The 19,959-nt window shown below is 33.1% G+C and carries 17 protein-coding genes and 4 tRNA genes; 10 read left to right on the plus strand and 11 right to left on the minus strand.

Annotation, left to right across the window (positions count from 1 at the left end; all coding sequences use genetic code 11):
• Positions 1-252: 252 nt before the first annotated feature.
• Complete coding sequence (locus ACFPTQ_RS11690; RefSeq protein ID WP_379777715.1) at positions 253-2,265, plus strand: six-hairpin glycosidase-like protein; 2,013 nt, start codon at positions 253-255, stop codon at positions 2,263-2,265.
• 198 nt (positions 2,266-2,463) lie between these two features.
• Here ACFPTQ_RS11690 and ACFPTQ_RS11695 read toward each other — a convergent pair.
• The 3 genes from ACFPTQ_RS11695 to ACFPTQ_RS11705 all read right to left on the minus strand — a co-directional run bounded on the left by ACFPTQ_RS11695 (position 2,464) and on the right by ACFPTQ_RS11705 (position 2,743).
• A tRNA-Arg gene (locus ACFPTQ_RS11695) sits at positions 2,464-2,537 on the minus strand.
• A gap of 31 nt (positions 2,538-2,568) precedes the next feature.
• Positions 2,569-2,643, minus strand: a tRNA-Pro gene (locus ACFPTQ_RS11700).
• 16 nt (positions 2,644-2,659) lie between these two features.
• Positions 2,660-2,743 (minus strand) — tRNA-Ser (locus ACFPTQ_RS11705).
• Positions 2,744-2,988: 245 nt separating this feature from the next.
• Here ACFPTQ_RS11705 and ACFPTQ_RS11710 point away from each other — a divergent pair.
• Complete coding sequence (locus ACFPTQ_RS11710) at positions 2,989-4,167, plus strand: acetyl-CoA C-acyltransferase (protein WP_379777716.1); 1,179 nt, start codon at positions 2,989-2,991, stop codon at positions 4,165-4,167.
• 12 nt (positions 4,168-4,179) lie between these two features.
• A complete protein-coding gene (locus ACFPTQ_RS11715; protein ID WP_379777717.1) occupies positions 4,180-4,941 on the plus strand; it encodes an NlpC/P60 family protein in 762 nt (253 codons plus the stop codon).
• 220 nt (positions 4,942-5,161) lie between these two features.
• On the opposite strand, the gene ACFPTQ_RS11720 is transcribed toward ACFPTQ_RS11715, so the two are convergent.
• Complete coding sequence (locus ACFPTQ_RS11720; RefSeq protein WP_379777718.1) at positions 5,162-5,818, minus strand: M15 family metallopeptidase; 657 nt, start codon at positions 5,816-5,818, stop codon at positions 5,162-5,164.
• A 242-nt stretch (positions 5,819-6,060) separates the two neighbouring features.
• On the opposite strand from ACFPTQ_RS11720, the gene ACFPTQ_RS11725 reads away from it, so the two are divergent.
• The 3 genes from ACFPTQ_RS11725 (at position 6,061) to ACFPTQ_RS11735 (ending at position 11,018) form a co-directional block, all read left to right on the plus strand.
• Entirely contained in the window at positions 6,061-6,510 is a 450-nt protein-coding gene (locus ACFPTQ_RS11725; RefSeq protein ID WP_379777719.1) for a YhcH/YjgK/YiaL family protein, read from the plus strand.
• A 130-nt stretch (positions 6,511-6,640) separates the two neighbouring features.
• Complete coding sequence (locus ACFPTQ_RS11730; RefSeq protein ID WP_379777720.1) at positions 6,641-9,163, plus strand: PIG-L family deacetylase; 2,523 nt, start codon at positions 6,641-6,643, stop codon at positions 9,161-9,163.
• 133 nt (positions 9,164-9,296) lie between these two features.
• The gene (locus tag ACFPTQ_RS11735; protein ID WP_379777721.1) at positions 9,297-11,018 is read left to right on the plus strand and encodes a sodium:solute symporter; all 1,722 of its coding nucleotides are present in this window, start codon (positions 9,297-9,299) and stop codon (positions 11,016-11,018) included.
• Positions 11,019-11,147: 129 nt separating this feature from the next.
• Here the strand turns inward: ACFPTQ_RS11735 and ACFPTQ_RS11740 are convergent, their stop codons facing one another.
• The 5 genes from ACFPTQ_RS11740 to ACFPTQ_RS11760 form a co-directional block, all read right to left on the minus strand.
• Entirely contained in the window at positions 11,148-11,990 is an 843-nt protein-coding gene (locus ACFPTQ_RS11740) for a DUF2911 domain-containing protein (RefSeq protein ID WP_379777722.1), read from the minus strand.
• A 52-nt stretch (positions 11,991-12,042) separates the two neighbouring features.
• On the minus strand, positions 12,043-12,717 hold the full coding sequence (locus tag ACFPTQ_RS11745; protein WP_379777723.1) for an HAD family hydrolase: 675 nt from the start codon (positions 12,715-12,717) through the stop codon (positions 12,043-12,045).
• 88 nt (positions 12,718-12,805) lie between these two features.
• Entirely contained in the window at positions 12,806-13,519 is a 714-nt protein-coding gene (locus ACFPTQ_RS11750; RefSeq protein ID WP_379777724.1) for a tRNA threonylcarbamoyladenosine dehydratase, read from the minus strand.
• Between the two features lie 27 nt (positions 13,520-13,546).
• Positions 13,547-14,200 (minus strand): TatD family hydrolase, encoded by a 654-nt coding sequence (locus ACFPTQ_RS11755; RefSeq protein WP_379777725.1) that lies wholly within the window; start codon positions 14,198-14,200, stop codon positions 13,547-13,549.
• Positions 14,200-14,802 carry a DUF1684 domain-containing protein gene (locus tag ACFPTQ_RS11760; RefSeq protein ID WP_379777726.1) on the minus strand — a complete coding sequence of 201 codons (603 nt, stop codon included), beginning with the start codon at positions 14,800-14,802 and terminating at the stop codon, positions 14,200-14,202. Before ACFPTQ_RS11760 ends, ACFPTQ_RS11755 begins: the two co-directional genes overlap by 1 nt.
• Before the next feature lie 169 nt (positions 14,803-14,971).
• Here ACFPTQ_RS11760 and ACFPTQ_RS11765 point away from each other — a divergent pair, with 169 nt between their 5' ends.
• The 3 genes from ACFPTQ_RS11765 to ACFPTQ_RS11775 all read left to right on the plus strand — a co-directional run bounded on the left by ACFPTQ_RS11765 (position 14,972) and on the right by ACFPTQ_RS11775 (position 17,502).
• Positions 14,972-15,331 carry a BlaI/MecI/CopY family transcriptional regulator gene (locus tag ACFPTQ_RS11765; protein WP_379777727.1) on the plus strand — a complete coding sequence of 120 codons (360 nt, stop codon included), beginning with the start codon at positions 14,972-14,974 and terminating at the stop codon, positions 15,329-15,331.
• 2 nt (positions 15,332-15,333) lie between these two features.
• Positions 15,334-17,283: a M56 family metallopeptidase gene (locus ACFPTQ_RS11770; protein ID WP_379777728.1), complete on the plus strand. Its 1,950-nt coding sequence runs from the start codon at positions 15,334-15,336 to the stop codon at positions 17,281-17,283.
• A gap of 75 nt (positions 17,284-17,358) precedes the next feature.
• A complete protein-coding gene (locus ACFPTQ_RS11775; RefSeq protein WP_379777729.1) occupies positions 17,359-17,502 on the plus strand; it encodes an SsrA-binding protein in 144 nt (47 codons plus the stop codon).
• Here ACFPTQ_RS11775 and ACFPTQ_RS11780 read toward each other — a convergent pair.
• On the minus strand, positions 17,496-18,008 hold the full coding sequence (locus tag ACFPTQ_RS11780) for an adenine phosphoribosyltransferase (protein WP_278035937.1): 513 nt from the start codon (positions 18,006-18,008) through the stop codon (positions 17,496-17,498). The genes ACFPTQ_RS11775 and ACFPTQ_RS11780 overlap by 7 nt on opposite strands.
• Positions 18,009-18,101: 93 nt before the next feature.
• Between ACFPTQ_RS11780 and ACFPTQ_RS11785 the strand changes: the two genes are divergently transcribed.
• Positions 18,102-18,175, plus strand: a tRNA-Arg gene (locus tag ACFPTQ_RS11785).
• Positions 18,176-18,249: 74 nt separating this feature from the next.
• Here ACFPTQ_RS11785 and ACFPTQ_RS11790 read toward each other — a convergent pair.
• Positions 18,250-19,884 carry a glycoside hydrolase domain-containing protein gene (locus ACFPTQ_RS11790; protein ID WP_379777730.1) on the minus strand — a complete coding sequence of 545 codons (1,635 nt, stop codon included), beginning with the start codon at positions 19,882-19,884 and terminating at the stop codon, positions 18,250-18,252.
• Between the last annotated feature and the right edge of the window lie 75 nt (positions 19,885-19,959).

Here is a 19,959-nt window from a genome sequence, read left to right on the forward strand (position 1 = left end):
TCAGAAAAAATTATGAATAATAAAACGCTCTTTTTGATTTTTTAGATCAAGGCATTATTAAGACTCAACAAGAGTGTCAAAAATACAAATTGTAACCCCCAAAACCAAATACGAAAAATCGTATTTTAATAAATCTATTTATATATTTGACAGCTACATTTCTGTTTTTCTAAATAACACAAAGTCGTCTAGTACTCAGGAATTGTAATTAATCACCTCTTAACTATTAATTAGCATCAAAATTAAACCACAATGAATTGGAAACCACTTTTAGTACTTAACACTATTTTACTTTTTAGCTTTTCCGTATTGGGTCAAAATAAATCCACAACAAAATATTGGGAAATAAGCGATTTAGAAAGCATTGTTTGGAATCTCAACAAACCTACAACTATTCCACATGAAGATAATATTGAAATGTCAGGAAAAAAAGTGTCAGCTATCATTTATTATAAAATAAATCAAAATAAGGAACTCGAATTAAACCGACAAATTATATTTCCACAGTTAAGAACTAATGAATCGGAAGATAAAAAATACCGTGCCTATCAAAAGTTAAAATACGCTTCAGAAATTGAACCTAAAATTACACTCATGGGGATCAATTTGAAATTCAAAAAAATTGACTCTGTAAAAATCAATGGAAAACTTGTTTTTTATCATTCACCAGTGGAAGGAATCATACTTAAACGCACGCTATTCCCTTCTATGAACGAACGACTGTTTGTTGAAAATTGGGAATTGACTAATACCACTACAATTGAAAAAAAACTAAAAATAGAGGAAATAAATACAATTGCAGAAACAATTGGATTTAAAGGAAAATACAGCAACCATGTCTACCACGATGCTTCAAAACAGCTTAATTTAAAACCGGGAAAATCAGTAGATTTCACTCTTTATTTTTCGGCTGCTATCGATAACGAACCTACTAAAGGATTTAAGTATAAGCAAATTGAAGCCGAAAGAGACTCATTTTTGAAAACCATAAAAGAAAACCTTGTTCTTGAAACCTCTAATCCTATAATCAATCAACTTTTTTATTTTTCAAAAATACGCGCTTCTGAAAGTATTTTTGAATCAAAGATGGGCTTAGTACATTCGCCTGGGGGAGAAAACTACTACATAGGTATTTGGGCAAACGATCAGGTGGAATACAGCGGACCATTTTTTCCATTTTTAGGTTATGATACAGGTATTGAAGCAGCTAAAAATGCGTATTTGATGTTCATGAAAAACATACCTGATAATTACGCTCCTATCTCCTCTTCGTTTGAAATTGATGGAGATCTTCCTTGCTGTGGAAGAGACAGAGGCGATGCAGCAATGATTGCCTATGGAACTTCACAATTCTTGTTACGAAATGCAAATAAGGATCTAGCTAAAAAATTATGGCCTTTAATTGAATGGAGTATTAATTATTGCCATAAAATGCTTAATACTGAGGGCGTGGTAGCATCAACTACTGATGAAATGGAAGGAAGAATTTCTACAGGTGAAGCCAATCTCTCAACGAGTTCGCTTTATTACGGAGGGCTAAAAAACGCTTCCTTTTTGGCGAAAGAACTTGGACATGAAGATTTGTCAAAATTGTATCTAGAACGCAGTGTTGAACTATCTCAAAATATTGAAAAATATTTTGGTTATGAAATAGAAGGCTTAAAAACCTATCGCTATTTTAAAGAAAACACCTTCCTAAGACATTGGATATGTTTACCTCTTGTTATGGACATCCACACACGTGCAGAGGCTACTGCTGAAGCATTACTAGATAAACTATGGACACCAAATGGAATATTAGTAGAATTAAATCCTGAATCGAAAGAATCACCTGTATTTTGGGACAGAGCAACTTTGTATGCCTTAAGAGGTACATTTAAAGCTGGTTATTTTGATAAATCACTAGAAAAATTAGTCAATTACTCAAACAAACGATTATTAGGAGATCATGTACCTTATGCTGTTGAAGCATTTCCAGAAAACAACATGAAACATCTTTCAGCAGAAAGTGCTTTATATTGCAGGTTAATTATTGAAGGAATGCTTTCATTTGAACAAACTGGATTCAATTCATTTAGTATCAAACCGCAACTTTCCGATAAATTACCTTATATTAGTTTAAAAAATTTACATATAGGAAATAATAAAGTATCATTAGATATGAAACTAATTGATGGATTTGTTCAAACAAAAATTCATTTGAATGGAACAAAATATCTAGACCGAAAAATTAAAATGGGAGAAAAATTAGAAATAAATATGTAATTACCTATTTTATCAACTATAAATTCTAATAGCAAAACAATAAGCAACAAATAAAAGGATACTACTGATGAGAATTTCTCTTAATCAGAAGTATCCTTTAATATATTAAACCATTCTCACAAAGTCCTTTTTCAAAGCAACAAATTGAAAAAGTACAAAACAAAAAAGCCTCGAAATCAATGATTTCAAGGCTTCTTGTGATCGCAGAAGGATTCGAACCTTCGACCGCCTGCTTAGAAGGCAGGTGCTCTATCCAGCTGAGCTATGCGACCATTTTTTTTAAAACTTATGGTGAAGTTTTCGTCGGGGTGGCAGGATTCGAACCTGCGGCCTCCTGCTCCCAAAGCAGGCGCGATAACCGGGCTACGCTACACCCCGAGTAGCAAATTATAAGCGGAGAGACAGGGACTCGAACCCTGGCGACGGTTACCCGTCGACAGATTAGCAATCTGCTCCATTACCACTCTGGCACCTCTCCAAGCTCAAAGAACGTGTCTCGTTTTGCGGTTGCAAATGTAACACATCATCCCATTACTCACAACTATTTTTGTGCTTTTTTTTAATATTTTTTTCGAATTTTTTAAAAAACTCTAAAAATCAACCAGATACAAAATAATATTTTAAAACATTTTTTTCGAAAACAGAATCAAGAACTAGAAATACAAATTTTAGGCAAAAAAGACTAAATTTGCTACAACAATACATTCAAATCAATTTAAGAGCATGAACAAAAAAGTAGTAATAGTAGCCGCTGCAAGAACCCCTATTGGGAGTTTTATGGGTGGATTAGCCAATGTAACAGCACCTCAACTAGGTGCCACTGCCATCAAAGGCGCAATGGATAAAATAAAGCTAGATCCTACTCTGGTAGACGAAGTATTGATGGGCAATGTGATTCAGGCAGGTGTAGGTCAAGCACCAGCACGTCAGGCTGCTCTATTTGCTGGTTTGCAAAATACAGTACCTTGTACTACGATCAATAAAGTTTGTGCTTCTGGAATGAAAGCGGTTATGCTGGGTGCTCAAGCCATCCAATCGGGCGATGCTCAGGTAGTAATTGCTGGAGGAATGGAAAATATGAGTTTAATTCCACATTATACCCATTTGCGTAGCGGAACAAAATTTGGCCCTACTACCCTAGTTGACGGAATGCAAAGGGATGGTTTAGTCGATGCCTACGACAATCAAGCTATGGGTGTCTACGCCGATCTTTGTGCTAAAGAATACAATATTAGCCGTGAAGAACAAGATCAATTTGCAATTGAATCTTATCGCCGTTCGGCTCAGGCTTGGGAATCGGGTAAGTTTGATACCGAAGTCGTTCCTGTAGAGGTACCACAACGCCGTGGCGAACCAATTATAATTGCAAAAGACGAAGAGTACACAAATGTTAAGTTAGATAAAATTCCTTCATTGAATGCTGTTTTCACAAAAGACGGAACGGTTACTGCTGCTAACGCTTCTACAATCAATGATGGAGCAGCAGCCTTAATCCTTATGAGTGAAGAAAAAGCAGCCGAACTACAATTGAAACCTTTGGCTTATATAAAATCCTATGCTGATGCGGCTCAAGAACCAAAATGGTTTACTACGAGTCCTGCTAAAGCCTTACCAAAAGCCTTAGACAAAGCAGGTATTAGCCTTGATGATGTTGATTTTTTCGAATTCAATGAAGCCTTTTCGGTTGTAGGTTTAGCCAATATCAAAATCCTAGGTTTGGATAGCAATAAAGTAAACATCAACGGAGGCGCTGTATCTTTAGGACATCCTCTGGGTTGTTCTGGTGCCAGAATTCTGGTTACTTTGCTTAATGTTTTGGAGCAAAATAATGCCAAAATAGGAGCTGCTGCTATCTGTAATGGTGGTGGAGGCTCTTCAGCGATTGTTATTGAAAGAATCTAAAAAAAGGAATTAATGTTCGGAATCTGTAATTTAGCCATAATCCCGCTTCGATTTGAACCTAGTGACAAAAGCGAAATTGTTTCTCAGGTGCTATTTGGTGAACACTTTAAAATACTAGAAAAACGCAATCAATGGTCTCGTATCAAATTACAATACGACGACTACGAAGGATGGGTAGATTCGAAACAATACCAATTGATTTCAGAGACAAATTACGAACAATTAACTAAAGAAACGATTATCTTAAATGCTGATTTAATCGAATACATTACAGCGCCTAACAATTTATTGATTCCCATTCCACTAGGAGCTTCACTATCGTTTTTAAACAATAACGAAATCAACACTCAAAACTACGAATTTGAAGGCAATCGTGTTAATGGCATAAAAGACAAGAGACACCTCATCAATACCGCATATATGTACCTAAATGCTCCTTATTTATGGGGCGGAAAAACACCTTTTGGGATTGACTGCTCTGGATTTACCCAAATGGTGTACAAATTAAACGGATACAAATTATTGAGAGATGCTTCCCAACAAGCTACTCAAGGTGAAGCCTTAAGTTTTATTGAAGAAAGCGAACCAGGTGATTTGGCTTTCTTTGATAATGAGGAAGGAAATATCATTCACGTGGGAATAATTATGGAAAATAATTATATCATCCATGCCAGTGGAAAAGTTCGTATTGACCGAATTGACCATTTAGGTATTTTTAATAATGAAACGAACAGACATACACATAAATTGAGAGTGATTAAGAAGATTGTTTAAATATTTTCTTTTTTGCTTGATCAAAAAAGAAACAAAAAAATCAAGTCTGCACTTCCTCGTCGGTCAAATTAGTTTTCGAATACTAAAAGAAAAGAACTCGTCCCGAAGTGTCGGGACTCAAACAGCTTTTCTTTTTGCGTATTCTTCAAACATTTGACACTCGACTGCGGAAGTTAAGGACAAAAACAGAGCAAACAATAACGAATTGTTCTAACATTCGTTACTTACAATCCCATTTTTCATTAGATAATTTATCCTTTAAACCCGATTTCAAATTGTAATGCCACCATTCGGAATCGAAAGAATTAAAACCATTATCAAGCATTACTCTTTTCAATAAGAAACGATTGTCTTTTACTTTTTGTGACAAATCTTCATAGTTATGTCCTGCCTCGGGGCCAAAAAAATCAAAATCAGTACCCATTTTTAGCTCTTTTCCGGATTTTTTCACCAACGTAATATCAACCGCTCCTCCTCTATTGTGTATGGAACCTTTAGCGGGATCGGCAACATATTCGGGATTAGAAACTATCGCCCACATTCTTTTTTGAATATCAAGAGGTCGGTAGCAATCATACAATTTAATTCGTAAACCCTCTTTCATAAAAGCTTCGTTTGCCTTAATCAAAGCCTTAACCGTTTTGTAACGCAAATAACATTCAGCACAATCGTATACTTTGGCTTTAAGGAAATTATCTTCGGTAGCATATTTCATATCGTAGACAAAATCAGAACTGTACTCTTTTAAGTTAACAAAAGTAGTATCGCTAACCTCACTTCTATCCTGATTACTTTTTACAAAGGTAATTTGGGATTGACAAGAAAAGAATACTACTAAAAAGGAAAATGCGGATATTGTTCTAAACGTTGAAATCATCTTTTTAAATTTAAAAGGAATGGGATATCAACAAATATAAGAAACAGACTTAAAATAAGACTAATTATTATACTCTTGCCATTTTGAAATAGCATTCGATGAAAAATCCAACTCGGAATTCGTTAAAAAAACTTTTTCTATGGTTTTACTTTCAACGATTAAATATAAAAATGTACTTTTATTTTTTTATTACCCAAATACATTAATAAAATTCACCATTAAAACTAAAAAACAACTTAAAAATGATTGTAGATTCATTACAAAATGCTGCTAAATACTATAGTTTACATCCTGCTTTTGAAAAAGCATTTCGATTTTTAAAAGAAAACGACTTAGCTAATTTAGCCGATGGCGTTACACAATACACAGATGATTTAAAAATTATAGTCAATTCTGGAAATGGAAATTCAAAAGAACAAAGTTTAGCTTTTTTTGAATGTCACGAAAAAAACATCGATATCCAAGTTTGCGTAGCTGGTCCAGAAACCTATGCTTGGAAACCTTTAGAAAAATGTAAAAACCCCAATGGCGCTTATAGCGACGAAAAAGACGTTCGTTTTTTCTTCGATCAACCGGATATGTTTTTTGAATTGCAACCAGGACAATTTACCATCCTTTTCCCCACTGATGTGCACGCAGCCATGATTAGCAACGGAAAGATTAAAAAAATTGTCATCAAGGTTAAAATCTAAAAAAAATAAAAATAATTACAGCAAAACTACTTTTCGGAGTAGTTTTTGTTGTTTTAAGAAGCTTTAGAGTAGTCTTTTATTCCAAAAAATAATTATTACATTTGAAATTATTGTAAAAAATCATACAACAATGCTACATATAAGAACTGTATTTATTATTTCTTTCTTTTGTTTTTTTCAACTTAGTCAAGCTCAAAAACCACAAAAACCCAATGCTGTTGAAATTTACAATCAAATTCAGAAATTAAATTTCTTAGGAAGCGTTCTTTATATCGCTGCTCATCCCGATGACGAAAATACGCGTTTGATTTCCTATTTTTCGAATGAAATAAAAGCCCGAACAGCCTATCTTTCCTTGACACGTGGCGATGGTGGTCAAAACTTAATAGGCCCGGAACTCCGTGAATTATTGGGAGTGATTCGTACACAAGAATTGCTTGAAGCGCGAAAAATTGATGGTGGCGAACAATTTTTTAGTCGCGCTAATGATTTTGGTTTTTCAAAAAATCCAGATGAAACTTTTGAAATTTGGGATAAAGAAAAAGTCCTAGCCGACGTAATTTGGACTATACGTAAATTCCAGCCCGATGTAATTATCAATCGTTTTGACCATCGTTCGCCAGGAACTACACACGGACATCATACTGCTTCGGCCTTATTAAGTGTGGAAGCTTTTGGACTTGCTAATAATCCTGAACAATTTCCTGAACAATTGCAATTTTACAGTACTTGGCAACCCAAACGCGTTTTCTTTAATCCGTCTATTTGGTTTTATGGTAGTCAGGAAAAATTTGATGCCGCCGACAAAACCAATTTTATTAGTCTAGAAACAGGGGTTTACTATCCGAATTTAGGAGTTTCAAATCAAGAAATTGCCGCTTTGAGTCGAAGTGCTCACAAATCACAAGGTTTTGGTAGTACAGGAAGTCGTGGTAAAGACATGGAATACCTCGAATTTATAAATGGTGAACCTATAAAAGACAAAATCAATATTTTTGAAGGAATTGACACGAGTTGGAATCGTGTCGAAGGTGGAAAATCCATTGGAAAACTAATTAATTCGATTCAAGAACGCTTTGATTTTTCTAACCCATCAGCTTCAATACCCGCATTACTTAAGGCTTACCAAATGATTGATGCATTAGAGGAAAAACATTGGAAACCAATAAAATTAAACGAAATAAAAAATACCATCGCTGCATGTGCTGGATTGTATCTGGAAGCAGTAGCTACTGAAAATCAAACAACTCCAGGTACAGCGCTAAAAATCAAAATTGAAGCATTGAATCGCAGTAGTATTCCAATGGAGCTAAAAAGCATCAAAAATATTTCCAATAATAGCAGCACTCCTATCTCTACCATTTTAGCAAACAACGCTACTCAAAATCTTTCGGTTACTATTGAATTACCAAATGATATGCCTTATACACAACCTAATTGGTTAAAAGAAAAACCAAGCACGGGAATGTATCAGGTGTCAGAGCAAAAAAACATTGGAATAGCTGATATTATTAGGGATGCTAAGCTAGAATTTGAACTTGTAATTAACGGAATTACAATGACTTTTGAGCGTCCTATTGTTTACAAATTTAATGATAATGTAAAAGGAGAAATGTATAATTACCTAGATGTAGTTCCAGAAGTAAGCTCCCGAATTATCGATCAGATTTCATTTTTCAATGATGGAAATACCAAAAAAATGGCTGTTATGGTCAAAGCTGGTAAAGACAACATCAAAGGAGAAGTACGTTTAGAACTCAATCCAGACTGGAGTGTTTTTCCAGATCATATCCCTTTTAGCTTGGATAAAAAAGATAGCGAAAAAACCGTTTTTTTTGAAGTAACACCTCCCAAAGAAGCTTCAGAAACCAATGTGAAAAGTGTGGTTAGCTTAAATGAAAAAAAATATGATAAAGAACAAGTAATCATCAATTATGAACATATTAGCAAGCAGCATGTGTTAGTTCCCGCTGAAGCCAAATTTAAAAAACTGGATCTAAAAATTACCAATGAAAAAATTGGTTATATCATGGGAGCAGGTGACAATGTACCCGAGTGTTTGAGCCAAATGGGGTATAAAGTGAGCATCATTACTCCAGAGGAAATCAATTCGCGCTATTTAAATAATTTTGATGTGATTATTACTGGAATACGCGCCTATAATACTTTGCCACTATTAAAAACAAAGCAACATTTGCTTTTAGAGTTTGTTAAAAGAGGTAAAACATTGATCGTACAATACAATACTCCAGACAAAAATATTCCAGCCAATATTGCACCTTACCCTTTAAAAATTTCGAATGATAGAGTAACTGATGAAAATGCGGCGGTTGAATTTTTAGCACCAAATCATCCCGTATTAAATTATCCTAACCCTATAACGGCTAAGGATTTTAAAGGATGGACACAAGAACAAGGTTTGTATTATCCTAACGAATTTGATGCTGCCTTTACTCCTATTATTGCTTCAAACGACAAAGGAGAAACACCGAAAAAAGGAGCCCTATTAGTAGCTAATTATGGAAAAGGAAACTATATTTATACAGGACTAAGTTTATTTAGAGAATTACCCGAAGGCGTATCCGGTGCTTATCGATTAATTGCGAATATGATAGCCCTAAAATCCGTTGAAACAACCGAAACTCAACCTTAAAAACAATATTGTAATGAATTCAGAAAATCCAGAAAAAGAAAAAAAGTGGAAAACAGATTACACCTTGGTATTGGTTGCTAATATTGCCTATGTGTTGTTTTTTTATTTAATAATGAAAATATACTCTTAACTCATGCAACTATTTGATTGGATTGTACTTATTATTACGTTGCTTTTCATCGTAATTTATGGAGCCCTAAAAACTAGAGGTAGTAAAAATGTCGAAGACTTTATTTTAGGAAACAACGAAACACCTTGGTATGTTGTAGGACTTTCGGTAATGGCTACACAAGCGAGTGCTATTACATTCTTATCCACACCAGGTCAAGCCTATCATGACGGAATGGGATTTGTTCAGTTTTATTTTGGATTACCTATAGCAATGATTGTTATTTGTATCACCTTTATTCCTATTTATCATAAATACAAAGTTTTTACCGCTTATGAATACCTTGAGAAACGTTTTGATATAAAAACACGTTCCTTAGCAGCTATTCTTTTCTTATTACAAAGAGGTCTTGGAACAGGACTTACTATTTATGCACCTGCTATTATTTTATCGGCATTATTAGGATGGAATTTAACCTATATGAACATCATCATAGGGATTCTAGTTATTATTTACACGGTTTCAGGTGGAACAAAAGCAGTAAACGTGACTCAAAAACAACAAATGTTTGTAATCATGTCAGGAATGTTTATCACTTTTTTTCTCATTCTCCGGTTTTTACCTAATGATATGACTTTCAGCAATGCGCTTCATATTGCTGGAGCAAATGGCAAAATGAATATTGTTGATTTTTCTACTGATCCTGAAGAAAAATATACTTTTTGGAGTGGAATTACGGGAGGTTTTTTCTTAGCCTTAGCCTATTTTGGTACCGATCAATCTCAGGTAGGTCGTTATTTGTCGGGAAAATCAGTACGCGAAAGCCAAATGGGATTAATCATGAATGGTTTGCTAAAAGTACCCATGCAGTTCTTTATTTTATTGACTGGAGTTATGGTATTTGTTTTTTTCCAATTCAATCCAGTTCCTTTAAATTTTAATCCAAACAACAAAGCGATTATTGAAAAATCGGCATTAAAAGAAGAATATCACAATTTAGAAAAACAATTAGAAACCCTTTCTGAAGACAAAAAAGTAATTAATCTTTTGTATATCGACCAATTAAATCAGGATTATGACAATCCTATTTTAAGAAAAGAATTAGTCGCTATTTCGAGCAAAGAAAAAGATTTGAGAGATCGTGCTAAAGAAATGATTCTTAAAGTAGATAAAGGAAGTGAAACCAATGATAAAGATTATGTTTTTTTCCATTTTATTCTGCATTATTTACCTAAAGGATTAATTGGTTTACTTTTGGCTGTAATTATCTCTGCTGCCATGTCATCGACTGCCTCAGGCCTCAACGCACTAGCATCGACAACGGCAATAGATATTTACAAAAGAAATTTAAAAGAAACCAAAACCGAAAAGCATTATTTGAATGCTACTAAATTCTTCACCTTCTTTTGGGGAGTTATAGCTATTCTTTTTGCCTGTGTGGGTACTTTATTTGAAAATCTAATCCAATTAGTAAATATCGTAGGTTCTATCTTTTACGGAACGGTTCTAGGGATCTTTTTGGTTGGTTTCTATTTTAAATTTGTAAAAGCTAAAGCAATTTTCTACAGTGCGTTTATTACCCAATTAACCATTTTTATCATCTATTATTTTGCCATTTTTATCTATCCAAGTGGTGAAGAAAAATTAGGGTATTTGTGGCTGAATTTTATTGGGGCAATGATGACAATAGTACTTTCATCCATTTTGCAAACCACTGTATTTAATGAACAAAATACTGACGAATAAAAAAAATCCCATCTCGTTTTATAAAACTAAGATGGGATTTATCATTAAATAATTTCCGTTTGAGTGTAGTTGAGAACAAGTTCTTGTACCATTTTTGCTGCACTCAATATGGTAAAAAGGAATAAACGCTTATCTACTCCACTCGTCGATACTCGCTTTGTTCATTTCAACATATTCTTTATTACCAGCAGCCTCAGCGGCCGAAATAGACCATTTAGCGGTTTCAATAGCTCCTTTTTTATCTCCTTGCTTGGCTTGGATTAACGATTTCAATCGTAAATAATAAAATGGAACTGATTTAGACAATTCAACTGCTTTGTCTATGTATTCTCTTCCTTTAACGATATCACTATTGGATTGATAGAAATATTGAGCTGCAGTGTAGTATTCTTCAGGAGTGGGACCTGCTAATGTTTTTTCGATACTAGCAATTGCGATTTTTTTTGTTGGTACTTCAAATTTTAAAGACACATACGAATTCTCCCAAGCAATATCTAAAGTAGCCGAACTTGTCTCTAAATTATTAATTGCAATTGTAAAAGTTTCTACAGGTTTGGTCAAAGTTTGATCTTGAACTGTCGCTTTTAAAGCCACTTTTGATTCATCATATTCTTTTGGCGTTCCCCAATTATCAATAGCAGTATAGAAAATTATATCCCAACTTTGCACATTAGGAACCGAAAACAAAGCATATTTCCCTTTCTTCAAAGTCTTTCCATTAATGACTACATCATCTCCAAAAGTAATTATGGTGTTTTCATTAGCACCTGTACGCCATAATTGTCCAAAAGGAACTAAATTCCCCAACACAGATCGTCCTCTAGCTGATGGTCTGGAATACACAATTTCTACATCGGTTAATCCTACAACTTGTTTGACAACCGCTTTTGGACTCATTTCTGGAATTCTAACCTGAGCTTTACTACTCAATTGAAAAACCACAAGTACTAAAACAAACAATACTCTCTTCATAATTCTGCTTTTATTAATCTTTAAAATTACATTTTCTAGTTAGTAACTGCTGTTAATTTTTGCATAATTTACCATCCATCTCTTTAATGACAGAATAGTTTAATTCGTCAAAATGATTTACAACGATATCTGCTTTGGATAAATCCTGATCTTTAGAATGTTCACTGTTGTATCCTATACACAAAATCCCTGCTGCTTTGGCTGCAATAATTCCATTTGTACTATCCTCAATAACAATACAATTTTCTTTTGGAGCTATTGATAAACTAGCCGCATGTTCAAAAATAGCAGGATGTGGTTTAGAATTTGGAAAATCTTCACCACTTACAATGTGTGTAAAATATTGGTGCAAATTAAAACGCGTAAACACTCGATTTATTGTTACTTTTGAAGCAGATGAAGCTAAAATTAACTGTACTCCATTTTGATGTAAATCCTTAATCAAATTTTCAACTCCAGCTAATAGTTCCAAATCTTCTTTGGTATCAAAAGCATCGTTAAAAAGAGATCTTTTTTGTAAAATTAAATCCTCTACTTCCTGTGTCAATGCAAATTTTTCTTTTAATTTCTGAAAAGTATTACGAGTAGAAAGCCCCGTAAGTGTGGTATAAAATTCTTCAGGAACATTAATGTTTAATTCGCCAAATTGTTTGTAATAAGCATAGCGGTGTACTGGTTCCGTATCGACAATTACACCATCCATGTCGAAAATTACAGTTTGTATCATTTTTATTTTTTGTTTTTATTTGTTTAAGGTTTTAATGTTAAAGGTTATAATACTCCTAACTTCTAACTTCTAACTCCTAACTTCCAACTTACTTCAAAAGATCACGAATAACCGTTTCAGCAGCATGTAAACCAAATAAGGCTGGCATATAGCTATTGGTTCCGTAAAAAGATTTTTTGAAATTAGTTCCATCCGTCATTTTTACACTTGTTTCATCTGGTTTTTCCATAGAGAAAACCGCTTTTACTCCTTTTTTCACGCCCATTTTTCTCAAACGCTTACGTACCACTTTAGCTAGGGGACAAACATCCGTTTTACTGATATCTTTTACAGTCACTTTACCAGCTTGCATTTTTCCACCCGCTCCCATGTTAGAGATAATTTTTACTTTCTTTTTCTTGCAGCCAACAATCAAATTCAATTTAGGAGTAATACTATCGATACAATCCAAAACATAATCCATATCTTCTGAAACCAATTCGAAAGCACGCTCTGGCGAAAGAAATTCTTTTACACGTGTTAAATTCAATTCAGGGTTAATATCCATCAAACGATCTCCTACAATAGTTACTTTTGGCTCACCCACTGTAGAATGCAAAGCAGGCAATTGACGGTTAATATTTGTAATATCCACCACATCCCCATCTACAATAATCATATTTCCCACACCTGCACGGGCTAAAAATTCGGCAGCAAAAGAGCCTACTCCACCCAATCCTACCACCATGACTTTTGCATTTTGTAATTTCTCTAATCCTTCTTTTTTAAATAAAAGCTCCGCTCTTTCGGTCCATTGTGCCATAATTAAAACGTATAAATGTTTATTGGGTTATTTAGTATTTCTAAAAACAGAATCAACATTTTTAGTAATTATTTGTTGTAATTCTGTTATTGTTATTTTTTTATATTTTGCCGCTAAGGCATACACCTCGTCAATGCCTTCTTCTACCATATCTGTTTCTAAGAAAAAACGATCCTCTGGAACACTTAGAAATACAGCTTCTAACTCAGGATTTCGCAATAAATTTTTCCCAAAAGAAAGATAAAATCCATTATCCAATAATTGCTTAGCTAATTGTTCTTTTTTGGCAAAACCATGAATAATAACAGCTGTAGTTATTCCTAATCTTTTTTTCATTTCTACCAATTCCTGAAAAGCCAAGACACAATGAATTACAACAGGTTTTTGGTATTTCTCGGCAATCAATAATTGTCTTTCTAAGACGTTTAATTGAATTTCAAAAGACGTTTCACTACGTTTGTCCAATCCGCATTCTCCAACTGCTAAACAAGCTGGTGAAGACGCTTTTTGTTCTAGAATTTGAAAATCACTTTCTAATCTATTTTCATCAATAAATAAAGGATGGATTCCAATTGAATAGTTAGTCAAATTAGCATCAAACTCTTGTGGGTATTGATTAACTAATTCTAAAATATCAGCATTATTGGTATATTGATGCGTATGTAAATTAAAGTACTTCATTAATCATGAAATTTTTTAACACCGGCACGAATGGCTACTTTTAAGTCATTTTCCATTGGCACCCTTGGACACGAATAATTATGACTATAAGCACAATACGGATTGTATGAAGTATTAAAGTCAATCACAATTGTATTGCCTTTAGGGATTTTTACATCGATATATTTTCCTCCTATGTAACTTTCTTTTCCTGAAGTTTCATCAAAAAAAGGTAAAAACAAATCGTCTTTGTACTTAGGGTCTTTAATTAAATCTAAACTTTGATACAAATTCAATTGGCACTTTTGTCCGTCGATTTCGAAATGAGCTTCTCCATATTTTACATAAAAAGGTTGTCTAGCGGTAGAAGTGGCCATTTTGAATGGTTTTTCATTGGGAGTCCTTACAAATTTAGCCACAACAAAATACTTAGCACTAATAGGATAAAAATCCAAACCTTTAAAATTTGCCAAATCATTTGGCTCTAGCGGACTTGTTTTGGGGTCGGCATATTCTTTATTTAATGTTTTCTGGTATTTTTTAGCAGCAGCTAAATCAAATTTTTCTTGACTAAAGCAAAAGAAGCTTTGCAATAAAATAGTAAATAATAGAATATACCTCATCTTCAATTTTTTATGCAAAAATAGATTAAAAGTTAGAAAGCCGCAAAGGCTAAACAGATATTATTAAAACAGATTTTCGTTTTTAAAACTAAAACTTTAGTTAAATAACTATAAAAATAGTTATTTAACTAAAAATATAGTTATATACTTGTATTCAAATAAAGTAACTATGGAAAAGCTAACGAACAAAGAAGAAGAAATCATGCAAATTTTATGGAAGCTGGAAAAAGCTTTTGTAAAAGAAGTAATGGCTGAAATCACAGATGAAAAGCCTCACTACAACACGCTTTCGACCATTATTCGCAATCTAGAAGAAAAAGGATATGTATCGTATAATGCCTTTGGGAAAACCCATCAATACTTCCCTATTGTAAAAATGGAAGATTACAGAAAGAAATTCATGAAAACAGCCATTGATACCTATTTCAATAGTTCCTATAAAAATATGGTTAGTTTTTTTGCAAAAGAAGAAAAAATATCAGCTGATGAATTACGCGAAATTTTAGCAATGATTGAAAAAAAAGAATGATTATGGAAAATGTATTCCTTTACCTCATCAAAGCTAGTGGTTTAATTACTGTATTTTATCTGGCTTACATCTTACTGCTTAGAAAAGAAACTTTCTTTACGGGAAACCGATGGTTTTTGCTTTTAGGATTATTTACATCTGCCATTTTACCCTTATTTTTTATTACCAAAATCATTTGGGTCGAACCAATAGAACCAAGCATAATTGACTGGTCCAATATTCCTGTAACAACAGTTGAAAATAATCCAGAACCCGAAATTAATTGGTCTTTAATTGCTACTGTAATTTACTTCTTAGGAAGTATAGTATTATTTGCAAAACTACTTTTTGATTTTTATAGCTTATCCAAACTGTTTAAAGGAAAAATCAGCATACCACAAGGAAAATTCAAATTGATTGACGTGACCGAAAACATTGCTCCTTTTTCCTTTTTTAAATCCATTGTATATAATTCATCCTTATATTCTCCAACCGAATTAGAAAATATATTGGAACATGAAAAAGTACACAGCAGTCAGAACCACAGCATTGATGTACTCCTTTCAAGATTGTTTTGTATCGCTTTTTGGTTCAATCCATTGATTTGGTTGTACAAAAAAGCAATGATTCAAAACCTGGAATTCATTGCCGATAACGAAGCCGCGAAAAACAGTTCCGATAAAAAAGCCTATCAATTAACCTTATTAAAAATTACCACACAGGAAAATTGTGTTTCCATTACCAATCATTTCTATCAATCCTTAATCAAAAAAAGAATTATTATGTTGAACAAAAACCAATCTAAAAAATGGAATTCCTGGAAGTACGTTACAGTGTTTCCTGCACTTGTAGCCTTTGTATTTTTATTTCAAATTGAAGTTGTTGCACAGGAAAGGCCAATTAAAAATGAAGTAAAAGAAACTAAAAAAGATTCAACTGAATTAAAATCTTTTAAAATTGAAAAAGATTTATCTAATTTATCAAAAGACAAAGACATTTACATCAATGGAGAAAAATCAACTCAGGAAGATTTAGACAAATTAAACCCTAATGATATTGAAAAAATTGATGTTGCCAAAATAAAAGGTAAAGAAGCGATTTTAGTTACTCCAAAACACTTAATAAAGCCTGTTAAAATCACAGATAAAACGATTTACATTGATGGAGTAAAATCAACCAATGATGATTTTAACAAATTAGACCAAAGTACAGTTGACAAAGTGGATGTTAATACTTTTGAAAATACGATTAGGATCACCACTAAAAAAGAAAACAAGAAATTACCTGATGTAGTTTATATAGATGGTGAAAAAATAAGCCAATCAGAATTAGAAAATAATTTTGTATTCAGAAATGTTAAAGATACCAAGATTGTCAAAGGAGAAAAATTTGACACCCATTATATTACTACTTCTAAAAATAGTGCTTTAAAAAACGATGAAGCAAAACCACTTATCATTATGGATGGTACTCAAACAGATTCCAATTTCAAGATTGAAGAACTTCCAACTGATCAAATTGAAAGCATAAATGTATTAAAAGGAATTCATGCCGTTACAAAATATGGAGAAAAAGCAAAAAATGGTGTGATTGAAATCACAACTAAAGAAAAAACAACACTAAATAATTTCAAACCCATTCAAAGAAAAACGGTTCAAGGATTTCAAATATCAAAACAAGAGACTGTTAAGAATGATTGGATAATAGGATACGGTACTAATGGAACAGGAAATACCATAAGTAAAATAATCAACAATAAAAAAATTAATTACAAAAAAGCAGTAATTGTCATAGACGGGAAACAAAGTAATTATAAAAAATTAGAAAAAATAGATCCTAACAAAATTGAATTAGTAATAGAAGCTGACATTAAAAACGCATCTGAAGAAGACAGAAATAAAGCGATTCAATTATATGGTAAAAAAGCACTTAACGGTTTTATCCAAGTTAATACAAAAACTAAAAACAACTAATACTTCCTTATCATTACAAAAAAAGACGGTTCTTCAACAAGGCCGTCTTTTTTATATCTTTAAATAAAAAAACTAATGTTTAAACTATTAGCCAAAATCAATAAAATCATGCTACCGAGTTTTAGCAAGCAAGGCTTAGATTTAGCTAAAGCCAAAAAGTGGCAATTGGCTATTATTGCTTATCGTTATTATGTTACTATTCGAGCAGTAGATCAATAAGTCAAAGCAGCAAAAATGTCATAGCCGTTTAATTTTTGTCTTCCATTTAGAAACGTTAGTTCCATCAGAAAATTTAACTGTACGATTTCGCCACCCAACTTTTCTACTAATTCACAAACCGCCTTTGCTGTTCCACCTGTTGCTAATACATCATCATGAATTAAAACCTTATCCCCTTTTTGAATGGCATCTTTATGAATTTCTAAAGTGTCTGTTCCGTATTCTAAGTCATAAGAAGCCGAAATAGTTTCATAAGGCAATTTATTCGGTTTGCGTACGGGTACAAATCCCGCTTTTAATTCATGAGCCAACAACATTCCGAACAAAAATCCGCGACTTTCAGCTCCAACTACTTTATTTATTTGTTGTCCTTTTAAGGATTTCACCAATATCCTAACACATTCTTGTGTAGCTTCGGCATTATTTAATAGTGGTGTTATATCTTTAAACAAAATTCCTTCTTTTGGAAAACCTTGAATATCACGAATATAGTTTTCTAACTTCATTTTTTTTAGTATTAATTGAATTTTATGCTTGCAAGTTACACATTTATCCCTATATTTGCACCCGCAATCACGCTTTACAAAGCTACTGCAAAAGGCCTCGTGGCGCAACTGAATAGCGCATCTGATTACGGCTCAGAAGGTTACAGGTTTGAATCCTGTCGAGGTCACAAAAAAAGCTCATTTCTATCGAAATGAGCTTTTTTTTTTATTCCTTTTTTTTTGCTAAATAATTACTTTTACCTTAGGGTTTAGTGACTTTAATGTCATAAAAAGAAGCCGTACTATTATCAGCAAAAATTCCCCAATTAGTATTCGAAGCTTTATATACACGACTAGTAAGCGCAACTTCATTATTAATATATACCGTAAGCATAGAATTTTCAATAACTATCTGTATATCATATAATGTGTTAGGGCTAAAAACGTAAGGAACATCATTATAAGCAATTGTATTTGTAGTTAAAAGAGAACGGACAGTTTTATCAAGGCTAAATCTATTTTGAGAAGGGACAAATCTTAAACTGTAAAAATTTTCATACCCATCACAGGCTCCTATCATAAATCCGAAGTCTTTATTACAACTGCTAAACGAAACACTAGTGCTTATTTTATAATTGGCTAAATTGATAGGTTCATAAATAATATTAGTTACATCAAAATCTGCAGGGCTACTTAGTTGGTAAGACAAACCGCCTGAAAGAGGAGTTACATTACCCCATTGACTATTTTGAACTGGTGTATAGTTAGTAGTTTCCATCTTATTTTTTAAAGTATGAGGTATCGCCACTGCTAAATCACCATTACTTTTTTGATATAATTTATGTACTGCTAGGTTTCCTCCCCAACCCCATGAACCAGAATCTGTATTACCCGTCAAAATATTAGTCCAGGCAAAAATATACCTGTCAATCCCATTTGTTGCAGTTTTTGCTGCATAAAATCCTTTACCATCAAATCGGTCTGAACCTGATGGTAAAGTCCAAGGACCATTTATTGAACTGCTTTTTCTGTAATATAAATATTTACTGTCGATATCAGAAAAAATAAGATAATAGGTACTACCCATTTTAAATACTTCGGGAGTTTCCATCATAAAAAAACTTTGCATACCACCATCATAAAGGACACCCTGATAACTCCAATTCATCAAATTAGTTGACGTATATTTAGCTATGACTCCCTTCCAAGTTCCACTAACATTTTTTCTTGCCGAAACAAGCATGATATATTGAGATGATGTTGCATCCCATAAAACATAAGGATCCCTAAAATTATCATTCTCATCAAAACCCTGTCCTACTGGTGGATAAATAGTCGTGAAAAAAGTATTATGCGTGAAATTTGTATTTAACTTCGATGACGTTGCTAACATAATCCCTTCTTTTTTACTTACACAAGAAGAGGGATAATTTGGATTATGACCTGTATAAAAAGCATAATATTTACTTCCACTCTTTATGATATTTCCAGTACCTAAAGCAAAGTTTTGAGAACAACCATCTGAATTACAACTCAAAATTTCACCTGCTGAAAGTTCTGAATAGGAATAAAAATCGGTTGTTTTAAATCCATACCAGGGATGCCTTTTATTAATGGCATCATTCCAAATGTCTTTTAGATAATAAACATAAAAAGAACTTGTGTTAGCGTCATAATAAGGCATAACATCACCTATCCTATTACCATCTGAAACCATTCTATAAATACTATAGTCGGTTTGTTCTGCCTGAGCATCACAACTAAGAGTTGAGGAAATTAAAGAGGCTGTTTCAAAATCCTTTGATGCTTCTTTTAAGGATTCAGCGCTACATCCGTTTAGGATACAAGCAATTACGCCTAGAGTGATTACTTTAGGAAATAAATAAATAATTTTCATATAATTAAATTGGTTTTGGTTACTAGTGAAATAATTAAAATGAAATTGAAAATGACCAAACTAATCTCTAATCCA

The organism is Flavobacterium sp. GCM10022190 (assembly GCF_042656445.1).
Lineage (GTDB): Bacteria > Bacteroidota > Bacteroidia > Flavobacteriales > Flavobacteriaceae > Flavobacterium > Flavobacterium nitratireducens.